20 protein-coding genes are annotated in these 21,970 nt (G+C 70.5%); 8 read left to right on the top strand and 12 right to left on the bottom strand.

Translation table 11 applies throughout. The features are described from left to right. Window positions 1-176: 176 nt before the first annotated feature. From cyoE to FBT69_06725, 4 genes are read left to right on the top strand one after another with little or no spacing between them, the layout of a single operon-like run. Window positions 177-1,301 carry a protoheme IX farnesyltransferase gene (gene cyoE / locus FBT69_06740; protein MDL1904498.1) on the top strand — a complete coding sequence of 375 codons (1,125 nt, stop codon included), beginning with the start codon at window positions 177-179 and terminating at the stop codon, window positions 1,299-1,301. After that, complete coding sequence (locus FBT69_06735; protein ID MDL1904497.1) at window positions 1,301-2,293, top strand: ABC transporter ATP-binding protein; 993 nt, start codon at window positions 1,301-1,303, stop codon at window positions 2,291-2,293. Before cyoE ends, FBT69_06735 begins: the two co-directional genes overlap by 1 nt. Next, complete coding sequence (locus FBT69_06730) at window positions 2,290-3,045, top strand: hypothetical protein (GenBank protein ID MDL1904496.1); 756 nt, start codon at window positions 2,290-2,292, stop codon at window positions 3,043-3,045. Before FBT69_06735 ends, FBT69_06730 begins: the two co-directional genes overlap by 4 nt. A 14-nt stretch (window positions 3,046-3,059) precedes the next feature. Further along, window positions 3,060-3,806 carry an SCO family protein gene (locus tag FBT69_06725; GenBank protein MDL1904495.1) on the top strand — a complete coding sequence of 249 codons (747 nt, stop codon included), beginning with the start codon at window positions 3,060-3,062 and terminating at the stop codon, window positions 3,804-3,806. A gap of 6 nt (window positions 3,807-3,812) precedes the next feature. Here FBT69_06725 and FBT69_06720 read toward each other — a convergent pair whose 3' ends face one another. From FBT69_06720 to tilS, 3 genes are read right to left on the bottom strand one after another with little or no spacing between them, the layout of a single operon-like run. Then, window positions 3,813-5,054, bottom strand: coding sequence for an aminopeptidase P family protein (locus FBT69_06720; GenBank protein MDL1904494.1), 1,242 nt, complete (start codon window positions 5,052-5,054; stop codon window positions 3,813-3,815). 15 nt (window positions 5,055-5,069) lie between these two features. Beyond that, on the bottom strand, window positions 5,070-5,462 hold the full coding sequence (locus FBT69_06715; protein ID MDL1904493.1) for a hypothetical protein: 393 nt from the start codon (window positions 5,460-5,462) through the stop codon (window positions 5,070-5,072). After that, complete coding sequence (tilS, locus tag FBT69_06710; protein MDL1904492.1) at window positions 5,455-6,513, bottom strand: tRNA lysidine(34) synthetase TilS; 1,059 nt, start codon at window positions 6,511-6,513, stop codon at window positions 5,455-5,457. The genes FBT69_06715 and tilS overlap by 8 nt, the downstream gene beginning before the upstream one ends. Window positions 6,514-6,566: 53 nt before the next feature. On the opposite strand from tilS, the gene FBT69_06705 reads away from it, so the two are divergent. Continuing rightward, entirely contained in the window at window positions 6,567-7,088 is a 522-nt protein-coding gene (locus FBT69_06705) for a hypothetical protein (GenBank protein ID MDL1904491.1), read from the top strand. Window positions 7,089-7,097: 9 nt separating this feature from the next. Here FBT69_06705 and FBT69_06700 read toward each other — a convergent pair whose 3' ends face one another. From FBT69_06700 to FBT69_06685, 4 genes are read right to left on the bottom strand one after another with little or no spacing between them, the layout of a single operon-like run. Further along, window positions 7,098-9,098, bottom strand: a complete 2,001-nt coding sequence (locus tag FBT69_06700) for a hypothetical protein (GenBank protein MDL1904490.1) — start codon at window positions 9,096-9,098, stop codon at window positions 7,098-7,100. Beyond that, window positions 9,091-10,824 carry an adenine deaminase gene (gene ade / locus FBT69_06695; GenBank protein MDL1904489.1) on the bottom strand — a complete coding sequence of 578 codons (1,734 nt, stop codon included), beginning with the start codon at window positions 10,822-10,824 and terminating at the stop codon, window positions 9,091-9,093. The genes FBT69_06700 and ade overlap by 8 nt, the downstream gene beginning before the upstream one ends. Before the next feature lie 30 nt (window positions 10,825-10,854). Next, window positions 10,855-11,646 (bottom strand): 3-deoxy-manno-octulosonate cytidylyltransferase, encoded by a 792-nt coding sequence (kdsB, locus tag FBT69_06690; protein MDL1904488.1) that lies wholly within the window; start codon window positions 11,644-11,646, stop codon window positions 10,855-10,857. A 6-nt stretch (window positions 11,647-11,652) separates the two neighbouring features. Continuing rightward, window positions 11,653-13,176, bottom strand: coding sequence for a hypothetical protein (locus FBT69_06685; GenBank protein MDL1904487.1), 1,524 nt, complete (start codon window positions 13,174-13,176; stop codon window positions 11,653-11,655). Between the two features lie 133 nt (window positions 13,177-13,309). Here FBT69_06685 and def point away from each other — a divergent pair, with 133 nt between their 5' ends. The 3 genes from def to FBT69_06670 are packed head-to-tail and all read left to right on the top strand — an operon-like array spanning window position 13,310 to window position 15,441. Further along, on the top strand, window positions 13,310-13,858 hold the full coding sequence (gene def, locus FBT69_06680) for a peptide deformylase (protein MDL1904486.1): 549 nt from the start codon (window positions 13,310-13,312) through the stop codon (window positions 13,856-13,858). Between the two features lie 3 nt (window positions 13,859-13,861). Beyond that, window positions 13,862-14,833, top strand: coding sequence for a methionyl-tRNA formyltransferase (locus FBT69_06675; GenBank protein MDL1904485.1), 972 nt, complete (start codon window positions 13,862-13,864; stop codon window positions 14,831-14,833). Then, window positions 14,827-15,441, top strand: a complete 615-nt coding sequence (locus tag FBT69_06670) for a hypothetical protein (GenBank protein ID MDL1904484.1) — start codon at window positions 14,827-14,829, stop codon at window positions 15,439-15,441. The genes FBT69_06675 and FBT69_06670 overlap by 7 nt, the downstream gene beginning before the upstream one ends. On the opposite strand, the gene speB is transcribed toward FBT69_06670, so the two are convergent. The 5 genes from speB to FBT69_06645 form a co-directional block, all read right to left on the bottom strand. Continuing rightward, window positions 15,371-16,336: an agmatinase gene (gene speB, locus FBT69_06665; protein ID MDL1904483.1), complete on the bottom strand. Its 966-nt coding sequence runs from the start codon at window positions 16,334-16,336 to the stop codon at window positions 15,371-15,373. The two genes, FBT69_06670 and speB, sit on opposite strands and share 71 nt — an antisense overlap. Window positions 16,337-16,425: 89 nt before the next feature. Beyond that, the gene (locus FBT69_06660; protein MDL1904482.1) at window positions 16,426-17,979 is read right to left on the bottom strand and encodes an aldehyde dehydrogenase family protein; all 1,554 of its coding nucleotides are present in this window, start codon (window positions 17,977-17,979) and stop codon (window positions 16,426-16,428) included. Further along, complete coding sequence (locus FBT69_06655) at window positions 17,976-19,145, bottom strand: arginine N-succinyltransferase (protein MDL1904481.1); 1,170 nt, start codon at window positions 19,143-19,145, stop codon at window positions 17,976-17,978. Before FBT69_06655 ends, FBT69_06660 begins: the two co-directional genes overlap by 4 nt. A gap of 31 nt (window positions 19,146-19,176) precedes the next feature. Continuing rightward, window positions 19,177-20,754, bottom strand: a complete 1,578-nt coding sequence (locus tag FBT69_06650; protein ID MDL1904480.1) for an aminotransferase class III-fold pyridoxal phosphate-dependent enzyme — start codon at window positions 20,752-20,754, stop codon at window positions 19,177-19,179. Then, window positions 20,697-21,929, bottom strand: coding sequence for a M20/M25/M40 family metallo-hydrolase (locus FBT69_06645; GenBank protein ID MDL1904479.1), 1,233 nt, complete (start codon window positions 21,927-21,929; stop codon window positions 20,697-20,699). The genes FBT69_06650 and FBT69_06645 overlap by 58 nt, the downstream gene beginning before the upstream one ends. Window positions 21,930-21,970: the final 41 nt, after the last annotated feature.

Genomic DNA, 21,970 nt, shown 5'->3' with positions numbered 1-21,970 from the left:
CAGCCTCGCGGACTCGTGCCCGAGCCGCGCGGGCACGGGCCGCAACCGCGCGGGCACGGGCCGCCGGGGCCGTGGCGCGGGCCGGAGCGCGGAATCCGCGCTGTTCAGGTTCGTACAAGCGGGGTGAAGCCCGTGCCGGTCCGGCGGCGGGGAACGGCGCGGGGCCGCTCCGGAAGATGGCATGCCCCCCGGGCGCAATCACGGGCACAATCCGGAGCACCAATCGCCTAGACTCCCCTCCTGCCAGACCGCAACCCTTCCGGCCAGCCCGAAACCCCGCCGTCTCGCAGACCCGCCACCCCCCCCACGCACGACGGAGACGCCCGTTGAGCCGATCGACATCCATCCCCGCCGCGGACCTGGGCGAACTCGCCACCGTCCGCGGCCTGCGGGCCATCGTCGAGACCACCAAGCCGCGCATCACGCGGCTCGTCACCATCACCGCGCTCGTCGGCTTCGGCATGGCCGCGCTCGAGCGCTCCGCCGCGGGGCACCGCTGGGCGTTCGGCGAGCTCGCCCTGCTCGTGCTCGGCACGACGATCGGCACGGCGCTCTCCGCGGCGGGCGCGAACGCGCTCAACCAGTGGATGGAGCGCGACCGCGACGCCCTCATGCAGCGCACCGCGACGCGCCCCCTGCCCGAGGGGCGGCTCACGCCGTCGTCCGTCCGCACGGCCGGTCTCGCGCTCTCGACGCTCGGCGTGCTGACGCTGCTGCTGCTCGCGGGCGTCGTTCCCGCGCTGGTCTCGCTCGCGTGCGTCGCGCTGTACGTGTGGGTGTACACGCCGTCCAAGCCCGTCACCGCGGGCTCGACGCTCATCGGCGCGGTGCCGGGCGCGCTCCCGCCGCTCATCGGCTGGTCGGCCGTCTCGGCGACGCCGGGGATCGCCGCGCTCGTCGAGCCGGGCGCGCTGGCGCTCTTCGCGATCATGTTCGTCTGGCAGCTCCCCCACTTCCTCGCCATCGGCTGGATGTACCGCGAGGACTACGCCCGCGGCGGGTACCGCGTCCTGCCCGCGCTCGAGCGCGGCGAGCACCGCACCGCGGTCGCCATCGGCCTCACGGCCCCGCTGCTCGTCGCGCTCACGCTCGCCCCGGCGTGGGCGATGCCGACGCTGCTCGGGCCGGGCTACCTCGCCGCCGCGCTCCTCACCGGCGGCGCGTTCCTCATGCTCTGCGCCCGCCTCGCCGCGGCGCGCCGGCGCGAACTCGCCCGCCCCGTCTTCATCGCGTCCATCGTGCACCTGCCGATCCTGCTGTGCGCGATGGTCGCCGACGGCATGGCCCACGCCCTCCTCTGATGCCACACGCCGCGGCCGCGAGCGAGCAACCACCGATCGCCGTCAGGGCGAGCAGGCTGCGCCGCGCATTTCCCGGCTCGCGCGGCCGCCCCGCGCGCGTCGCGCTCGAAGCCCTCTCGCTCACCGTCCCGGTCGGCGAGTGGGTCGCGCTCCTCGGGCCCAACGGCTCGGGCAAGTCGACGCTCATGCGGCTCCTCGCCACCGCCGACCGCCCGGACGACGGAACGCTCGAAGCCTTCGGCGACACGGTCGCGGCCGGTGCGCACGCGGCCCGCCGCTACCGGGCACGCCTCGGCGTGGTCTTCCAATCCCCCGGCCTCGACCGCCTCCTCACCGTCCGCGAGAACCTGCTCGCCCAGGCCGCGCTCCACGGCCTCTCCGGGCGCGACGCGGCCGACCGCATCGCCCACGCCGCCCGCCGCCTCGACCTCGCCGACCGCCTCGACGACCGCGTCGGCTCGCTCTCCGGCGGGCTGGCCCGGCGCGCCGACCTCGCCCGCGCCCTCCTCCACCGGCCGACCCTGCTGCTGCTCGACGAACCGACCGCGGGCCTCGACCATGACGCGCGCACCCGCTTCCTCGACACCCTCGCCGCGCTGCGCCGCGAGGCCGCCGACGCGGGGCGACCGCTCACCGCCCTGATGTCCACGCACCTGATGGACGAGGCCGAGCGGGCCGACCGCGTCGTGATGATGCACGAGGGCAGGATCGTCGCCGACGGCGCGCCGGCCGTGCTGCGCGCCTCCCTCGGCGGCTCGACCGTCCGAAGTTCCGACAGCGCGTCCGCGCCGATCCTCGAGCGGTGCGGGCTGAGCGTCTCCGTCGCGCCCGACGGCGGCATCATCGGCCGAAGCAACGATCGCGACGCCCTCGCCGCCGCCGCCTCGGGACTCGCCCTCGCCGGCCTGCCCTTCGAAGTCTCGCCGCCGACGCTCGGCGACGCCTACCTCGCCGCGACAGGACGCCCGCTCGCCGAAGGGAGCACGCCATGAGCGCGGGCGGCGTCCACGCCTTCGTCCGCCTCACCGCGCGCGAGCTCGTGCGCTTCGTGCGCCAGCCGTCGCGCATCGTCGCCACGCTGGGCACGCCCGTCCTGCTCTGGCTCCTGCTCGGCAGCGGGTTCGCCGGGTCGTTCGCCCCCCCCGCGGGGCACGCCGCCACGACCTACGCCGCGTTCCTGCTGCCCGGCGTCCTCACCGTCTCCGTCATGTTCACCGCGATCCTCGGCGCGATCTCGCTCATCAACGACCGGCACGCGGGCTTCCTCCAGTCCGTGCTCGTCAGCCCCGCGCCGCGCTGGGTCGCGTGGGGATCGAAGCTCGCCGGCGCATCCGCCATCGCGACGGCGCAGGCCGCCCTGCTGCTCCCGGCGGCCGCGATCCTCGGGCTGCCCGCGGGCGCGCCCGGCCATCTTGCCGCGCTCGCCGCGCTCGCGTGCGTCGCGGTCGGCGTGGCAGGCCTCGGCCTCGCGCTCGCCTGGCGCGTCGATTCGGTGCAGGGATTCCACGGCGTGATGAACCTCCTGCTCATGCCCATGTGGCTCCTCTCCGGCTCGGTCTTTCCGCTCGAGGGCGCGAGCGGCTGGCTGCGTGCCGTCATGTTTGTCAACCCGATGACGTGGCCCACGCAGGCCCTGCACGCCTCGCTCGCGGGCGTCTTCGATCCGATCGCCTGGGGGGCTACGATGCTGTTCGCCGCCGCCGGTATCGCTCTCGCCGCCTCGACCATCGGCTCGCGGCGCTGACTCGGGAGGCCGACATGCCCAGGTGGTTCGCCCCGCTGCTCATCGTCGCCGTCGTCGGACTCGCGCTCTCCGTCTCGGCCGCGCTCATGCTCCGCGCCAGGCAGGCCGAGAAGGCCGCCGAGGCACGCCGGCTCGCGCAGGAACAGGCGCACGCCTCCACCAACGCCCGGCTGGACGTCCGCCGCGCATCGCTCGCGGAGCTTCTCCGCCCCATCCCGGAGCCGCTGGGCGAACTCCGCATCCCCGAGTTCAACCTCGTCGATCAGGACGGCAAGCCCGCCGACCAGTCGATCTTCGACGGCCGGGTCACCGTCCTCAGCTTCGTCTTCACGCACTGCGTCCTCGTCTGCCCGATGCTGACCGGACGCATGTATGAGCAGTACGAGAACCTCGCCGGCACCAGCGTCCGTTTCGTCTCCATCAGCGTCGATCCCGCAAACGACACGCCCGAGCGCCTCCGACAGTACGCCGCCGCGTTCGGCGTCGATCATTCCCGCTGGCGCTTTCTCACCGGCGACGCCGCCACCATCCGGCGCATCGCCTCCGAAAGCCTCAAGTTCGACGTCTCCGACGACCCCGACGAGTCGAACCGCATCACCCTCCCCGACGGCGAGTCCATGGCCAACATCAGGCACCCCGACCGCATGATCCTCGTCGGCCCGGACCGGCGTCTGATCGGCCTCTACTCCCCCAACTTCGAGGACGACCGCGCCGCGCTCACCGCCCGCCTCAGGGCCATCGCCGGCAAGGACCGCGGCTGAGCGCGCTCACCGCCCGCGCACCATCGCCTCGACGTCCTTCGGCTCGATCGGGATGTGCGCCGACAGGTTCCGGCTCCCGCCCTGCGTCACCAGCACGTCGTCCTCCAGGCGAATCCCGAGCCGACGCTCCTCGACGTAGACGCCCGGCTCGACCGTGACGACCATGCCGGCCTTCAGCGCGCCGTCCGACGCCACGTCGTGCACCTCCAGCCCCAGCGGGTGCCCGATGCCGTGGTAGAAGGCGTCCGCGAACCCGGCCTTGTCGATGATCTCGCGCGCGGCCTCGTCCGCCTGCCACATGTGGTTGCCCGGCTTCACGACCGCGATCGCCGCTCGCTGCGCGCGCAGCACGGTGCGATAGACGTCCAGTTGGTCAGCGGAGAACTTCCCCGACGCCGGGTACGTGCGCGTGATGTCGGCCGCGTACCCGTCCATCGTGGCCGCCGCGTCGATGAGCACGAGGTCGCCCGGCTCGATCGCGGCGTTGTTGCGCATGTAGTGGAGGACAGCCGCGTTCGGCCCGGCGCCGATGATCGAGTTGTACGCCGTGCCGTCTCCGCCCGCGTCGCGCATCGCCCGTTCCAGAGCCTCCTGCACGTCCCGCTCGTTCGCGCCGGGCTTCATCACGGCCGCCGCGGCCCTGTGCCCGGCGAGCGTGGCGTCGATCGCCCGGGAGATCGCCGCCAGTTCGATCGGCGACTTGATCGCCCGCAGCGAGGGAACAACGCCGGACCTGTCCTCGATGCTCACGCCCGCGGTCCGCTCGCACAACTGCCGGAAGAGGGCCAGGTCCGGCGGAACCGCCCCCGTGTGCAGCGAAGGGGGGTGCAGCGTCGCCAGCCGCTTCCGCTGGCGCGTGATCGTGGCGAGCACGTTCGGCAGGGCGCGTGTCCGCAGCACCGTGTCGAACCCGGTGCGGGCCTTGAGCGCGGAACCGATCGCGTCGCGGTGCCCGTCCCACATCTCCACTTCGGGGTCGCGCGGCTTGAGGAACAGGATGCACCGCCTGCGCGGGTCGGGGTTCGCCCCGTCGAAGAGCACCGCCGCTCCGGCCTCGTCCCCGATGCCCGTCAGGTAGTAGAACGAACGGTCGGCCTCCCACTGCCCGCGCAGGTGCCCGCCCCCCTCGCCCGCGAAGACCAGCCCGATCGCTCCCCTCAGCTCGCGAAGCACCGCCGCCCGGCGCGCCGCGTAGTCCTTCACACCGGGCTTCTTCGCCGCCACGCTCGCCGGGCCACGCTTCGCCATCTCACACTCCAGCCCTTACGCCGACGCGCCGAGCGCCCGACGCAGGCGCTCCTTCGCGGCGTCATCGTACATCGCCAGCTTGCCGAACCCTTCCACCGCGCCGGCACGCACCGCCCGGGCCTGCGCATCCTCGTAGTTGCTCACCAGCATGAGCGCGGGGCGCTCGCCGGTGCGCCGCGACGCGAGCTGTCGGATCAACTCCACGCCATCCGAGGCAGAGAACGTGCCCTCCAGCGCCCGGTTCACCAGCGCGAGGTCCGCCCCTTCGATCGCCCTCGACAGCGACGCATCGTCATTCGCCGTCTCGAACGAGGCGTCCGGAACCGCCCCGCGCACGGCCGACCGCAGCATCGCGGCGTCCGGCCCGCAATGGCCCACCAGCACGATCCTGCTCGCCCGATCACCCATCAGCGGACTCCTCCAACCTGACCTCGACGCTGTCACGCCCCACCACCACCCGAGCGCCATGCCACCGGAACTCCCGCGCGTCTTCCGCTTCTCGCACGGCGAGCGATGCGGCCCGGATCGACCTCGCCCGGAGGCGATCAAGCCCCCGGCCGTCGCGAAGCCGAGCATAGGCCGAGCGCAGCAGCGCTCCGACCACGATCCACCGCAGGCCACGCAACCGAGCTCGATCGAACGAGTACGCGACCACGCGACCGTCGCGTTCGACCGGGGTCGCGGTCGGCCACACCTCCGCCACGCCGTCCTCGACGAGCGCGGCCGCTTCCCGCACGAACTCCGCCACGTTCACCGCGTGGTCGCACGTCGCCGGGCGGATGCGGAGCAGCTCCTTCACCGGACCCGCACGCAACGCCGCTCGCAGCCGTGTGACGTCGCGGTTCGTCGAGTCCTCCGCCCACGTCCACCCGCACTCGCGGCAGATGCGTTCGCTCTCCACCCGAGCGAGCCTCAGCATCGGTCGAACGACATGAATGCCCCGCTCTCCGACCGGCCGTCTCGGGCGCAGGCCCGCAAGCCCGGCCAGGCCGGTCCCACGCACAAGCCCCATCAGCATTGTTTCGAGCTGGTCCTCCGCGTGGTGCGCCGTCGCGATGTACGGACAGCCCTGCTCGAACGCCATCCGTTCCAGCGCCTCGTACCGCAGCCGACGCGCGTTCGCTTCGTCGTTCCCCGGCAGGCCGGCGACCCGGACGTGCTCCTCGACGAACGGCAGGTCAAGCCCCGCCGCGAGTTCCCTCGCCTTGGCACGATCCGAGAGCGATTCGGTCCGAGGGCGAAGGTCATGCACGACGTGCGCCACGACCACCCGGTCGGTGGCCGACGCAAGGCAGAGCACGAGCGCGGACGAATCCGCTCCTCCCGAACAGGCCACCAGTGTCCGCCGGTCGTGGTCCCTGCGTTCCGCGCCTCCTGCCAGGCGGCGCCAGTGGCGGACCACCATGCCGACCGCTGAATCGTGGCGGGACGGTCTCACCACTCCCTTTGAGCCGGGCATCAGGGGAATGATACGGCGACGCGCTCGGCCGACCCGTGGTATCGTGGGAGTGCATGGACGCGACCTCGATCCTCGTGCTCGCGGCCGCCACGCAGACGCGACCCTCCGTCGGTCCACTGCCCGGCCTGCTCATCGCCGCAGGGCTGATGATCATCCTCTTCATCGCCATGCGCAAGGTGCAGCAGCGCCTGGCCGCCCGAGCACAACAGAACTTGTCGCCGCGCGAGCGCATCGACGCGATCCGGGCGCAGGCCGCGGGGCGGGATTCCGCGGAGGCCGTCATGGCCGAGATGCATGATCTCGCCCGTGAACTGGCCGCACAGCTCGAAGCCAGGTCCGCCAAGCTCGAAAAACTCATCCGCGACGCGGACGAACGCCTCGCACGGCTTGAGTGCGTCGAGGCGCCACCGGCGCGGCCAGTCCGATCCCGTCCGCAAGCGCCGGCCACCGATCCTCTCCACGCGCGAGTCTATGAACTCGCCGATCGCGGCCTGCCGACGGTCGAGATCGCACGCGAGATCGACCGCCCCACGGGACAGGTCGAACTCATCCTCGCGCTCCGCCGAACCGGCTGAGCATCCCTTTCAGACCAGCACGGCCTTCGCCGACACGTTCTCCGCCTGCCACTCGCCGCCGGGCTGCCACCAGTACCGGAGCAGGTCGTGGTCGGCCGACGCACCGACGAGGCTGATGGTGCCGACCGGCGACGCGATGCCCGAGACACGACCCGCGAACAGCGGGGCGCCCTCGATGAACTCGCTGATCGACGTCACCGCCCACGCGTCGCCCTCGATCTCGGGCGCCCACCAGTAGACGACCGTGTGCCCATCGCCGCGACGCCCGACGACGTTCAACCCGCCCCAAGGCGTCACGTAACTGGCGAGCGACCCAGGCTCCAGCCCCGGGCCGCCGAACAACTGGCTCAGGTTGTCCTGTCGCCAGTCGCCCCCGAACTCGGGCACCCACCAGGTCGTCGTCACGTCGCCGTCGGCGTTGATCCCGGCGAGGTTGATCCCGCCCCATCCGGTGAGGTAGGGGGTCAGCCCTCCGAACAGCGCCGGCGCGCCGGTGATCTCGCTCAGGTTGCTCGTCGTCCACTTCTCAAGGCCCGGCGCCCACCAGACGGCGTGGATCGCTCCGCTCGCGTCCAGGCCCGCGATGTTCAGCCCGTTCCACGACGTCACGTAACTCACGAGGTCGCTCGTGAACGTCGGCGTCGCCAGCCCCTGATCGGCAAGGTCGGCCGTCGAGACATTGCTGAAACTCCACGCAAGGTTCCCCTGACCGTCGTTGCCGCCCGTCTGCGAGAAGAGGAGCAACTCGCCCGTCACGCTCAGCCCGGCCAGCATGACAAGGCCCTCACGCGTGATGAATGCGGTCAGTCTCGTCGCGATCTGCCCGGCCCCGGCGATCTCCGCGTTCAGGTTGCGCGCGGTCCACTGACCCTCGCCGGTGTTCGTGTACAGCCGCAGCCCGGCCGCCGACGGCGCCGCCGCGTACGTCCGCCCGTCCTTCGGATCGACCCACGTCACGAGCGGACCCGTCTGGCCCGTGCTCTGCGTCTTGAGGCCGAGGTCGGTGACGGTCCACCCGGTGCCGTCCGAGGTCTGGCGGAAGACCGTCGCGCCCCCAAAGCGGTTGAGCACGCCGACCGTCGCGCGGTCGAAAGCATCCGCCGAGCCGCCGGGCAGCACGCCGTTCCCGACCGCGAGGCTCGTCGCCGGGTCGTAGACGATGCGCGCCGTGAGGATCGTGACGAAATCCTCCGGGTTCGCGTCCTCGCGGGAGGTCGGCATCCGGATCAGGGGCACCGACCCCTGCGCGCCTCCGAAGTTCCCGACCGGCAACTGCGTAATCGACGTGATGATCTCCTGCCCCGCGACCACGCCGCCGAAGACCGTAAACCCGCCGTTCTGGTTGTCGAGGTTCGCCGAGTTGTTCGCCAGGTTGAAGAAGAACTGGTTGGTCGCCGAGTCCGGCCCGCCTCCCTCGATCGGGTCGCCGTTGTCGTCCGTGGCCGGAATCTTCGCGAAGGCGACCGTCCACTGCACGTTCGAACGGCTGAACTCGTTGACCACCGGATCCTGCTTCTTGATCTGGTCGAAATCGCTCTCCGCCTCGTTCCAGACGAACCCGCCGCCCTGGAGGACGAAGCCCTTGACGAGCCGGTGGAAGATCGTGTTGTCGTAGTCCTCTCGCTCGACATAGCCCAGGAAGTTCGCCACGTTCTGCGGCGCGGTGTCCGGGTACAACTCGATGAACACGCTCCCGAGGTTCGTGTTCAGTTCGACCACCGGATAGAGCGGGTTCGTCGGCGTCGCGTCGAGGACGACCCGCGCCTCCAGCGCCTCAAGACCGGCCCAGCAACCCGCCGGGTCCGACACCAACGCTCCGAGGTTCTGATCGAGCATCACTGACTCTCCATGTTGCCGATTGCCCGCCGGCGGCTTCCCGCCCCACGCGCCGCGGCCCGGTCCGGGCTGCAATGGCGGACTCTTCCCTGTACGCACGCCCACCGGGATCGGATCGCCGGCCGACCGCGGTGTAAATCCTAGCCCGTCCGCCCCGCAGCCACGATCACGCATCCGCGTCCAACGGCACGAAGTCAAAACGGTCCACGTCCACCAGCCCGCGGTCGCTCAACTTCAGGTGAGGGATCACCACGAGCGGCAGAAAACTCAGCGGCATGAACGGGTCGTGGATCGGACACCCCAGCGAGCGAGCCGCGTCCAGCAGAACCCGCTGCGCAACGATCACTTCGCCCGCGGATCGATCCGACATCAGCCCGGCGACAGGCAGGCGAAGCATCGCCAGCACGCGCCCACCCTCGACCACGCACTGGCCCCCTCCCGCCTCTGCCAGCGCGCGCGCGGCGACCACCATGTCCGTGTCGTTCGTCCCCACCACGGCCAGGTTGTGCGAGTCGTGCCCGACCGTGCTGGCCAGCGCACCGCGACGAAGCCCGAACCCCCGCACGAACCCGATCCCGACGTTGCCCGTGCCCTTGTGCCGCTCGATGACGGCGAGTTTCAGCACGTCGCTGTCGGCGTCCGCCAAGCACATGCCGCCCTCGATCCTTGCCGGCAGCACGAGCGATTCCGTCACCAACTGGTGCGGGTCCATGCCGATGACGCGAATGCGCCCGCCTCGCGGCCCAGGGGCACGCAACGACGCAGCACCGAAGTCCGCCGGCAGACGCACCACCGACGCCGGCAGCCCGGCGCGAGCCGGCGCGTCCGGTCCCTTGTACCGCCCTTCGTGCGCAACCATGCGCCCACGGAACAGCACGAGCCGAGGCCGAAACTCGCGCAGATCATCCAGCACGAGCAGGTCGGCCGCGTAACCGGGCGCAACCGCGCCCAGGTCTCGCTTGCCGTAATGACGAGCGGGATGGAGCGACGCCATCGCCACGGCAACCGCCGGGTCCAGCCCGAGCGCGACCGCCCGGCGAACGACGTGGTCGATGTGTCCCTCGTCCACAAGGTCCGCGGGGTGGCGATCGTCGGTGCAGAAGCAGAACCGATGCCGGTTCGTCGGCATCACGGCAGACAGCAACGCCTCCAGGTTCCGGGCCGCGCTCCCCTCGCGGATGTAGACGGTCATCCCGAGCCGGACCTTCTCGCTCGCTTCCTCGGCGGTTGTGCACTCGTGGTCGGAGGTGATCCCGGCCGCGACGTAGGCCTGCAACCCCGCTCCGCGCAGCCCCGGAGCGTGCCCGTCCACGATGCGCCGCCGCAGCCCGATCGCGACCTTGGCCAGCACCTCGGGAACGCCCCTCACGACGCCGGGAAAGTTCATCATCTCCGCGAGCGCGACGACGCGGGGATCGTCGAACAGAGGCTCAAGATCACCCACGCCGAGGCTCGCCCCGCTCGTCTCCAGGTGCGAGGCGGGAACGCACGAGGACACACACCACATCAGCTCCATCGGCATCCCTGCCGCGTCGTCCATCAGCAGCCGGATGCCGGGCGTCCCGAGCACGTTTGCGATCTCGTGCGGGTCCAGAACCGCCCCAGTGGTCCCGTGCGGCAGCACGACGCGCACGAACTCCCGCGGCATGAGCATCGTGGACTCGACGTGCATGTGCGCGTCGATCAACCCCGGTGTGACAAACGCCCCGCGCGCGTGGATTGTCTCTTTCGCCTCGCGCGGCTCCCCCACCGCCGCAACCCGCCCGCCGAAGACTGCCACGTCAGCCCGCTCGATCTCGCAGGTGAACGTATTGACGACCGAAGCGCCGCTGATGAGCAGGTCGGCCGGCGCGTCGCCCCGCGCGACCGCCAGCAGCCGCGGGTCCGTCCGTTCGACCATCGTGTGCGTGTCGGCCGTCACGCCCGCAGTCTACTCCGCCCTGCCGCGCCCGCCCGCCCTCCACCGCTCCACGAACGCGGCGTATTGCTCCGGCGTGTCGATCCCCCGGCTGACACCGGCAGCGACCGCCACCGCGATTCGCCGACCGTGCTCGAGAATCCGCAGTTGTTCGAGTTTCTCCGTCATTTCCAGCGGCGTCGCGGGCAGCCGCAGATAGTCCTCCAGGAACGTGCGCCGATAGACATACAACCCGACGTGCCGCAGCGGGCGTGCGCACGGGCCATCGTCATCGTCGCGGCGGTGCGGAATCGGCGCGCGCGAGAAGTACAAGGCCATTCCCCGCCCGTCAAGCACGACCTTCACGACATTGGGATCGTCGTGCTGCTCGTCCGGGCCGAACGGGCACGCCGCCGTCGCCGCCTCCGCGCCCGTCTCGACGAGGGCCTGCACACTCAGGTCGATCAATCGCGGCTCGATCTCCGGTTCGTCGCCCTGGACGTTGACGATCACGCGATCCGACTCCAGCCCGAGAGTCGCCGCCGCTTCCGCCAGACGGCTCGTGCCGTTCGGGTGCTCGCCCGTCATCACCGCCTCGCCGCCGAACCCCTGAACCGCCGCGAGCACACGCGCGTCGTCCGTCGCCACGACGGTTCGCACAACGGACCGTGCCGCCTGCGCCGCCTCGTAGACGTGCTGAATCAGCGGCCTGCCCGTCGCGTCCGCGATCACCTTGCCGGGGAATCGAACCGATCCCATCCGCGCCGGAATGATGGCGACCGCGCCGCCGACCGACGACGACGATCCGGCCGGTCCCTGTGCCATCGTTCGCTACGCCCCCGCGCCCTGCCGCAGTTCGACCACCAGTTTCTTCAACTGCTCGCGCCGCTGGCGAACGTCGCGATACCCGAACTGCTCGATCGCGATCGCGGACGCCAGTTTCTCGGCCTCCTCGGCGGCCACGAGGTCGCGCTCGTGCTCGGCCTTCGCCTGCAGCGCGGCCATCAGCCCGTACCGCAGTTCCATGCCTGTCTCGTCCGAGGTCGAGCGGTGCGCCTCGATCGCCTGCCGGAACGTCGTGATCGCCTCGTCCACGAAGTCGATCGCCTGGAAGGCGTGCCCGAGTTGCCCCAGCGCGTGCGCGCGGAACCGGGGATCGCCCTTCGCCTCCTGCAGCAGCGGGATCGCCTTCTCGTAGTCCTTCAGCGCGAAATGCCGCTTGCCAAGCTCGTATTTCAGCGACAGGTCCGTCGGATACGCCTCGACAGCCGCCAGGAGTTCCGTGACTTCCATCTCCAGGAACTTCCGCTCCGCCTCCTCATACCTCGCCCTCGCCTCGGGATCGTTGGGGTTCGCCTCGGCGGCATCCCGGTATTTCACAAGCGCCCGTCGCGCACGCCGGACCTGAATCCTTCCCGCTTCCTGGCGGAACCGGAAACTCCTGGTTTCCTCGTACGCCTTCATCAGCAGGCGCAGGGCGCGCTGCTCGTCCTCGTCGCGGCCGCGTTCGAGCAGCCTCTTCGTCAGCGTCTGCACGACGTACATGTCCTCCGGCCGACGGGCGTAGTCCGCTTCAGCCGCCTCGATCAGCCGGTCGATCGTCTCTTCCGTCTTCGAGACGCGGTCGGCGTCCTCCATCAGCCGCTGCTTCTCGATATCCTTGACGTTCTTGCGGAAGCCACCGGCCTGCCCCGTTTCGTCGAACCCTCCTCGCGTCATCGTTTCCGCCGCCGACATGTTGCGGACGCGCGCCGCCAGTTCGCCGTCGCTCGGGTCGAGTTGCTTGGCCGCTTCGCCCGCCTTGACCGCGAGCGGATACGCCTGCACGGCCGCGAGCGATTCCATCAGTTTGACGAGCAGATCCTTCCGAGGCTTCTTGTCGCGCTGGGCGATCGCCAGCGCCCGCTCCCCCATCCAGTACGCCTGCTCACCGAGGTCCAGTTTGACTGCGGCCTCCACCGCACGCACCGCCGCAGCGGCGTCCATCGGGTTCAAGCCCCACGCCAGCAACGCCTGGAGGTACCGCTCGACCGGACCCCGGCCCTCCACTGCTTTGGCGGCTTCTCGGCCGGATTTCGCGGGCTTGTCGCCGCCGGCCACGATCCCCGCGCTGCGAAAGAACGCTTCCATGGCCTCCATGCTCGTCGGGTCCTGCCGAAGCCCGCTGAGCCACAGCTGCATGGCGTACTCGTGGTTGCCCGTTTCCGCCACCGTCTTGGCGTGCTCGAAGAACCTCGCCGCCTTCTCGGGCGAGTAAACGGGCGCCTCGCCGTTGCCCTCCGTCGCGGCCGGTGCGCCGCCCTCCGAAGCCGGTTCTCCGGCCTCATCTCGTCCCTTCTTGCGGAACAACGCCACGCTTCAGTCCCCGATCATGCTGCCTTGCGTCCCGAACCGTCGCCGACCACCCGCCGAGCCGACCCGGGCGGAGCGATTGTAGCGAACCGCCCCGCTCCCGCCAGCCGACGCCCTCCCCTCATACGATCGCCCAATGACGGTCGATCCCGCCTCGCTGGACATCCTGCACTACCCCGACCCCTCGCTCCGCGCCAAGGCCGAGCCGATCGTGGACATAACCGACGAGGTTCGTCGCGTCGCGTCGCGGATGATCGAGCTCATGCGCCTCGCCGAGGGCATCGGCCTAGCCGCGCCCCAGGTCGGGCTGCCGTGGCGGTTGTTCGTCTGCCATGTTCCCGCGCTGGATGGCCGAAGCCCGGACTCCGACCCGGCCGGCGCGACGCCACAGCCGACCGTCTATGTGAATCCGGTCCTGTCCAACCCGTCCGGCCCGGTCGAGCCGGCCGATGAAGGCTGCCTGAGCATCCCGGACGTCGTCGGCCGTGTACTCCGCCCTCCCATCATCACCATCTCCGCGCTCGACCTCGAAGGCCGACCCTTCACCAGAACCGCCCAAGGCCTCCTCGCCCGCTGCTGGCAGCACGAGTGCGACCACCTCGACGGCATCCTCATCCTTGACCGCATGGCCCAGATGGACCGCATCCGCAATCGTCGCCTCATCCGAGAACTCGAGCGCGCCTGACGAATGGCACTATCCTGCCCGCGGATGGACCTCGTCTTCTTCGGCTCCGGCGCGTTCGGCCTGCCGACGCTCGAACACCTCGCCACGCATCACCGCGTGCGGTGCATCGTCACGCAGCCCGATCGCCCCGCCGGGCGCGGCGGTCGACTCACCCCGACGCCGATCGGCGCGTGGGCCGCGGAGCACGCCCAGGGTGTGCCGCTGCTGAAGCCAGGGCACGTCAACGAGCCTTCCGTGTGCTCGCGGATTCGCGCCTTCCACGCAGACGCCTGGGTCGTCATCGCCTTCGGACAGAAACTCGGGCGTGCCTTGCTCGAAGGGCGCTTCGCCATCAACCTGCACGCTTCGCTCCTCCCTCGGTGGCGCGGCGCGGCGCCCATCAATGCCGCCATCCTCGCCGGCGATGCCCAGACCGGGAACTCCGTCATCACGCTCGCCGATCGCATGGACGCCGGCGACATCCTCGCCCAGTCGGGCCGCCCGCTCGACCCCGCCCTGACCGCCGGCGAACTGCACGACCTCCTCGCCACCGACGGTCCGGCCCTGGTGGAATCCGTCTTGCGCGCGCACGCCGGGGGCACGCTCGCGCCACGCTCGCAGGATGAAACCCTCGTCACGCTCGCGCCGAAGCTTTCGAAGGCCGACGGCTGGGTGGACTTCGCCCAGCCCGCCGAGGCCTGCCGCCGGCGCATCCACGGCCTGACCCCCTGGCCCGGCGTCACAGCCACGCTCGGCGGTCGATCGCTCAGGCTCCTTCGTGTTGAACCTCTCTCTACGGAAACCCAACAATCCGCCGTGGGCACGATCACGAATCCCGAGCAAGGCATCGTCGCCTGCGGCGGCGGAACCGCGCTTCGCCTGCTCACCGTTCAACCAGCGGGCGGACGCGCCATGCCATGGACGGACTTCGCACGCGGCCACCGCATCGAGCGAGGAGCGACGCTCGCATCCTGCCACGGAGCGTCGCCGTGCTGACGCTCTGGGATCTCATCTCACCACGCCGCGTGCGCCCGCCTCCGGGACCGCGCACTGCACGACCGCCATGCTCCGGCCTGCGGCGCAGGCCGCCGTCCGGCCCCTCCATGCAAGACCGCTACGACGCCATGACACGCGCGATGCTCGACCGCTACGGCGTTCGTGTCCGGCGCTGGCGCAACGACATGACCGGCCTCGCGTGGGAGGTCTCCTACGCCAACGGCGAAACGCGCCGACTCATCGAGTCCCCGCGGCCACGCGGCCCGGTCTCGGCCGCCATCTTCCTCCACGAGATCGGCCACCACGCCATCGGCTTCCACCGCTACAAGCCCCGATGCCTCGAGGAGTACCACGCCTGGGCCTTTTCCCTCGCCCAAATGGGGGCGCTCGGCCTCAACGTCACCGACCGCGTGCGCCACCGCGTCCACGACTCGTTGCATTACGCCGTGATGAAGGCCCGCCGGCGCGGTCTGCGCGCGCTCCCCGCCGAACTGCTGCCCTACGCCGAACCCCGCCACAAGCCGCCGCACAAAGTCGCTACTTCCGGCGACGCACCGCGTCGAGGCACAGCACCTCGAAGATCACCGTCCCGGCCAACAGCGCGGTGATCTCCGCCACGTCACGGTCGGGCAGCACTTCCACCACGTCCGCCCCCACCACGTTCAGCCCCCGCAGCGAACGGATCGCCCCGAGCGCCTCGTGCGACGCGAAGCCGCCGATCGCGTGCGTCCCCGTGCCGGGCGCGAAGGCGGGATCGCAGCAGTCCACATCGAAACTCAGGTACGCCTCCGCTCCGCCCAGTTCCGCGACGAACCGTTCGAGCACGCCGTTCCCGCTCCGTCGCCACTCGTTGCAGGTCACGATCCGAACGCCGTGCTTCGGGGCATACTCGGCGTCCTCGCACGTGTTCAGCGGCCCGCGGATGCCGACCGAGATCATCCGCTTCGGGTCGATCATCCCCTCCTCAACCGCCCGGATGAACGGCGAGGCATGCCCCCACCGCTCGCCCCATACCTGGTCCACGGTGTCGAAGTGCGCGTCGAAGTGCACGAGTGCCAGACCGCCCTTCGGCGAGCCGCGCCGCTCCCACGTCGCCCGCACGTTTGCGTAAGCAATGGAGTGATCGCCACCAACCGCGAACAGCCGCGTGTGCGACGGCTCGCCCAGCCCGCGTGCGAACGCCGTCGCCGCCTCTGCCGTCGCGCGGCAGGAGTACGGCTGCACCGGCGCATCCCCCGCGTCCGCAAGGCTCAGCTCCTCGCACAGATCCAGCCCGTGCTCCATCGAGTACCGCTTGACGTACTGCGAGGCGTCCCGCACCGCCCGTGGCCCGAACCGCGCGCCGGGCCGGAACGTCACGCCCCCATCGAACGGCACGCCGTAGATCGCCCAGTCCACCGGACGATGCTCGGGCGCGACCCATTCCAGCAGCGGGTAGCGGCAGAACGTCGCCACGCCGGCGAACCGGGGGTACTGACGCGGATCGGGCAGCATCGTCGGCATGTCGAACTCCTCGCGGTGCCATCACCCTCGGTCCAGGCGCACTCCCGGGTTCTCACGACATGCTCCAGGACGGGAAGGTCTCCCGCGCATTATGCCAGCCACGAGTCCTCGACGCGCATGCCCGGGTGCACCGCGGCCGCGTCGCCGGTCTCGATCATCCCGGCCACCGGGTACGCGCAGTAGTCGAGGCTGAACGACCCCGCCGGACGATGGTTGCCCGAAATGCCCAGCCCGCCGAAGGGCAAGCGACTGCTTGCGCCGGCCGTGCCGGCGTTCAGGTTCACGCAGCCTGCCCGCACGGCGTTGAAGAACCGCTCCGCGTGGCGTTCGCTGCGCGTGAAGATCGAGGCCGCGAGGCCGAAGCGCGTCGTGTTCGCCTGCTCGATCGCATCGTCGAGCGAATCCGTTACGGCGACCCGAAGCATGGGACCAAAGACCTCCTCGTCGCACCCCGCCCCGCCGCCATCGTCGGCCGTGAAGCGATCGACGCGTACGACACCCGGCGAAATGAAGAACCCACCTTCTTGTGCCTCCACCGCCCGACTCTCGACCATCACCTCGCCGCCGGCGCGCGCGAAACGGGCCTGCGCGTCGAGTGCGGCACGCCGCGCCTGCTCCGAGATGATCGGCCCCATGAAGACGGGGTGCGGCGCGGCCGGGTCGCCGATGATCAGGTTGCTCGTCACCTTGCACACGGCCGCGATGAACCGGCCCGCCACCGCCCTATGCACGATGACGCGCCGCGTGCAGGTGCACCGCTGACCCGTCGTCACGAACGCCGAGCGAACGCACTCCACCACCGCCTGTCGCAGGCCGCAGTCGTCCATCACGACGGCCGGGTTGTTCCCGCCCATTTCCAGCGCGATGATCCGTCCCGGCCGGTCGAGGTTCGACTCCAGAATCCGCCGACCCACCGGCCACGACCCCGTGAACAGCACGCCGTCGATCCCGTCGTGCGTGACCAGCCGCGACGCAGCCTCGGCCCCCCCCTGCACGAGGTTCACGACGCCCGGCGGCGCACCCGCTCCTCGCAGAGCCTCGTCCAGTAACTCCGCCAGCAACTGCCCGCAGGCCGGCGTCTTGTCGCTGGGCTTGATGACCACCGTATTGCCCATCGCCAGCGCGGGAACCGCGTGTCCGTTCGGCAGGTGCATCGGGAAGTTGAACGGGGCGATCACCGCCATCACCCCGTGCGGGCGGAACCAGCAGCGGCCGCGCTTGGACCCGCCCAGGTCGACCTCGAACCCCGCGACGCGACGCAGCCCGCCGTGCTCCGTCGCGTCCAGTGTCACGTCCACCTTCGCCGCCAGCGCGGAAGCCTCGCCCTTCGCATCCCAGCCGACCTTGCCAGTCTCATCCCGGATGAGCGCGGCGATCCGGTCCTCGTTTGCCTTGCAGAGATCACGGTAGGTCCGCAGCGCGCCGAAGCGCCGCTCCGCAGGCCACGCCGCCCATGCGGACTGCGCCGCCCGCGCCGCCTCGACGGCCCTGTCAACATGCTCCAGCCGTGCCGACCCCTCCCACACCGCCGCCGCCGGACGGGCAGGATTGACCGATCGGATGCCCCCCCTCGGCAGCGGAATCCACTCCCCCGCGATCAGGTCGGCGCATTCGCGCGCAAGCGACGGATGACGTACGCTCACGGCCTCGCCCCCGCCTTCGCCCTGCGCTTCGCCCCGCCGCGAGCGGGCGGAGACTCATCGCTCGCGATCGACGCCATGTCGGTGTAACCCGCCGCCATCCCCGGCTCGCCGTGCAGCGACTCCATCGCCTCGCGAGGCAGGCAGACGCGGCCCTTCGAGTCGATGCAGCAGTCCTCCTGCACGGCATAGAACTCCCCGTCCTGGTGCAGCGTGCTCACCATCGCGGGCTGCCGACACTTGCTCCTCGCCGCCGGCTCGCCGAGTTCCGCCTCTCGCGTCGCGCGGATGATCGGCACGTCGTCCGTTCGTGTTTCAAGCAGCGGGCCGCCGTCGAACGGATCAACGAACCCCGTGTACTGGAAGCCCAGCCGCTCCAGCATCCGGCGCGCCGGCACCGTCTCCGGCCCAACCTCACCCACGACGTCGCGCGCTTCGGGAGGGAGCAGCGACAGGTAGATGTCTCCCGACGGCAGCAGCGCAGGGATGAACTTCCGCGAGCGTTGGCACTGCTTATCCGCTTCGGTGTAGCTCAGAGGGATGAACCGTCGGCCGAGGTACTCCCACAGCAGGCTCCGCCCGTCCTCGGTGATGGGCGCCATCATCTCCGCCAGGATACGGTCCGCGAAGAGGTGCCGGTGCAGCGCGATGAAGTGGAATCGCACGAAGCTCAAGAACCGCCCCACCCGGTGCCCACGCGACGCCGGCTGCAGGATCAGCCCACCGATCTCCGTCGGCCCGGTCTCGTCGCCGTGCAACCGGGCGACGACGTGCGTCGTGCCCGTCTTCAGGTCCGGCGCGAAGGTCGATCGCTGCTCCAGTTTGAACGAGTAGTTCGGGTTGCCCGGCCCACCCATCCGCGCCAGCACCTGCGAGGTGCCGAGCGCGGTGCGGTCCTCCCGGCTCTCGGCCACGAACATGAAGATGTCTCGCGTGAAGTCCGCCGACGAAAGGCCGGTCACGCCGACCGGCTTCTCCGGCTTTCGTGCCGCCCCGTTGTCTCCCGGCGGCCTCTCGCCCGACGCCGCCCGCAGGAACGAGAGGCGGCTCTGCGTGATCTTCAGGTCGATCAGTTCCTTGTCAGCCGGCAGATTGATGAAGTGCACCATCCGCGCCAGTTTCAGCAGCGTGCCCGCGTCCTCGACCCTCGCCCGACGGATGACGATCACACGAGCCTCCCTGCACGCCGACAGACGATCATCACGATGCCGCCTTCGCCAACCCGCGCTCCACGCACTCGAACACCCGCGACCAGTCCTCCAGCCGCATCACGCCCAAAGGCGGGAGCATCCGCAGGTGGTACGGCCCGTGCCCGCAGGAAAAGAGAATCACACCTTCATCGAAGCAGGTGCGGCACGCCTTCGTGATCCGTTCCTTCCGCCCGCCGAACGGGCTGAACCGCATCATCCCACCGATCCCCCCCACGACCCCCTTCGGCGCGGGCGTCAGCACCCCGTCCGCGACCGGCGGGAACCACTGCGGATGCTTCGCGGCCAGAGCGCGCACCTGCTCGCGGAACGCGGCGTGATGCTGCGCGATGCGTCCGCCAGGGCCGTAGTAATCCCCGTCGCGGAGGCGTTCGATGATCCTCCGCCCGACCGTGAACGCGGGCCCCGCGCCGGTGAAGGTCGCCGAGAGCAGCCCGGGGCCGGGGTTGTATTCCGGCGTGTAGAGCGTCGCGCACACCTGCGACATCTTGCCTACGGTCATCACGTCCACGTGCTCGCCGATGCCCAGCGCCTCGGCCGCGAACATCGCTGTCGTGCGTCCGAACGTCTGCACCTCGTCGGCCCACACCGCGATGCCGTTCGCCCGGCAGACCTCGACCAGCGCGAGGAAGAACTCGCGCGGCGCGGTGTTGAAGCCGCCCTCGCCCTGCACAAGTTCCATGATGAAGCACGCGTGCTGGCGCGGGTACCGCTCCACGTACGAGCAGACGTGATCGACGATCATGCCGATGTGCTTCGCCTGCCCCACACGCTCCGCGACCACCTCGCTGTAGAACGGCACGTAGTCCACGAGCGTGCTCAGCGGCAGCCCCACCCGGTTCGCCGCGGCGTCGCCGATCTGCGAGAGCGTCACCGTCCGCCCCATGAAGCAGTCCTTGAATGCAAGCACTCGGCTCGCTGGGGCGTGCTTCTGGTAGCAGACCTTCAGCGCGTTCTCGTTCGCCAGCGCGCCCGTCGGCGAGGCGTAGCAGTGCGCCAGCCTCGTGCTGCGCGACGCCTCGGCCAGCAGCGTCTCACCGAACCGGTACGCCTCGAAGTTCGTCTGCAGATTCCCGTTCTGCAGCGTGTCCTCCAGCGCGCCCTCCACCCCCGCAGCGATCAACTCCTCGTCCGAGTGCCCGAAGAAGTGGACCCCGATCCCGCAGATCATGTCCCACTTCACCGAACCGTCCGCGAGTTCCACCAGCGCGCCGTTGCCCACGCCCGAGCCGATGTACGGGTACAGCAGCTCGCGCCCGCGAACCTTCTTCGCCCGTTCGAGCAGGTCCGCGTAGGTCTCCCGCAACTCCTCGCGCCCCGCGCGCGGCCCGGTGATCGTCGCGCTGCGCCTGCGCACCTCCTCGCGCAGCACACCGATCGCCTCCCGAACCGCCGGGCTGGCGTGCAACTGGCTTCCCTGCGTCGTCGGCGTCTGCACGGTCTGCGACATATCGGTCCTTTCCCGGCGGGGCATCCTTGGCCCACCGGCTCCACGCCGTCCAGCGGGCGCGCTCACACCTTCAATCGGCCCTCGGACAGCCGCGAAACAACCACGGCCAGCAACTGGCATCTTTCCACCAGGCTCGCCAGTTCGATCCACTCCTCCGGCGTGTGCAGCCCGCCGCCGCGCACGCCGAGCGTGTCGATCGTCGGCAGCCCGCACGCCTGCAACTGGTTCCCGTCGCACACCCCCCCGGTCTTCGTGAACGGGAGTGACTGCCCGAGGGCTTGCGCCGCGGTTCTTGCCAGTTCCGCCAGCGCGCTTGTCCCGGGCGTCAGCGGCTTGGCAGGACGGTTGAAACTCCGCAGCACCTCCACGCGCGGCATGGCGTCACTGCCGGTCGCAAGCGCATCGAGCCTGGACCCCAGCGCGGCGGCTGATGCAGGCGTCGAAAACCGCACGTTCCCCCACGCCCGCGCCCGATCCGGCACGGCGTTCGTCACCGTCCCGCCCTCGAGCGGCCCGACGTTCGTGATCATCCCCCGCTCGGCGTCCGCCATCTCGGCAACTTCGATCAGGCAGCGGGCGAGCGCGGTCACCGCCGACACTCCCGACGTGAAGTCGCGCCCGACGTGCGCCGAGCGTCCGTACGTCCGCAGGCAGAACTGCCCCGAACCCATCCGCTCGACCGCCAGCGCGCCGCCCGGCAAGGCAGGCTCGACAACCAGTCCTGCGTCGTGCTTCACCGCTTCCGCAGCGAGCACCGCGTCCGAGTGGTACGACCCCGTCTCTTCATCGCTGTTGAAGACGACCGTCCAATCCGCGTCGATCCCCGACTCGACCAGCGACTCCAGGGCGGCCACGAGGATCACCAGCCCGCCCTTCATGTCCACGCAACCCGGCCCCGTCGCCGTCCGGCCGTCCGCGCCGACCGTCAACTCTCGGAACGGCCCCGCAGGGTCATGCACCGTGTCCAGATGACCGACAAGCAGCACACGCGGTGCGTCGCCTCGCTTCGATCGCTTCCTGCACACGGCCGTCGGCGGGATCGGCCCAGACCCCGACTGCCCGTAAAGCCAGTCCGGCCTCGGATCGCCAGGGATCAGCTCAACCGTCGCGCCGATCGCCCGCAGCCGGTCCGTGAGCCGCTCGCGCGTCTCGTCCAGCGCCGCCGCGTTGTTGCCGCCGGTCGGCAGCCCGACGTGCAACCGAAGGTCCGCGAGCAGATCGTCGCGCCGTCGCTCCACGGCGCGACACAGGGCGTGCTCGCGTTCCGACAGTCCCGCCGCGCCGAGTGTTGGCATGACGCAACCGTAGGCCCTTTGCCGTGCGCCGCACGCCCGCT

It is taken from the genome of Synechococcales cyanobacterium CNB (assembly GCA_030263455.1).
In the GTDB taxonomy this organism is placed as follows: Bacteria; Planctomycetota; Phycisphaerae; order Phycisphaerales; family UBA1924; genus CAADGN01.
This window is presented reverse-complemented; position numbering and strand designations above follow the sequence as displayed.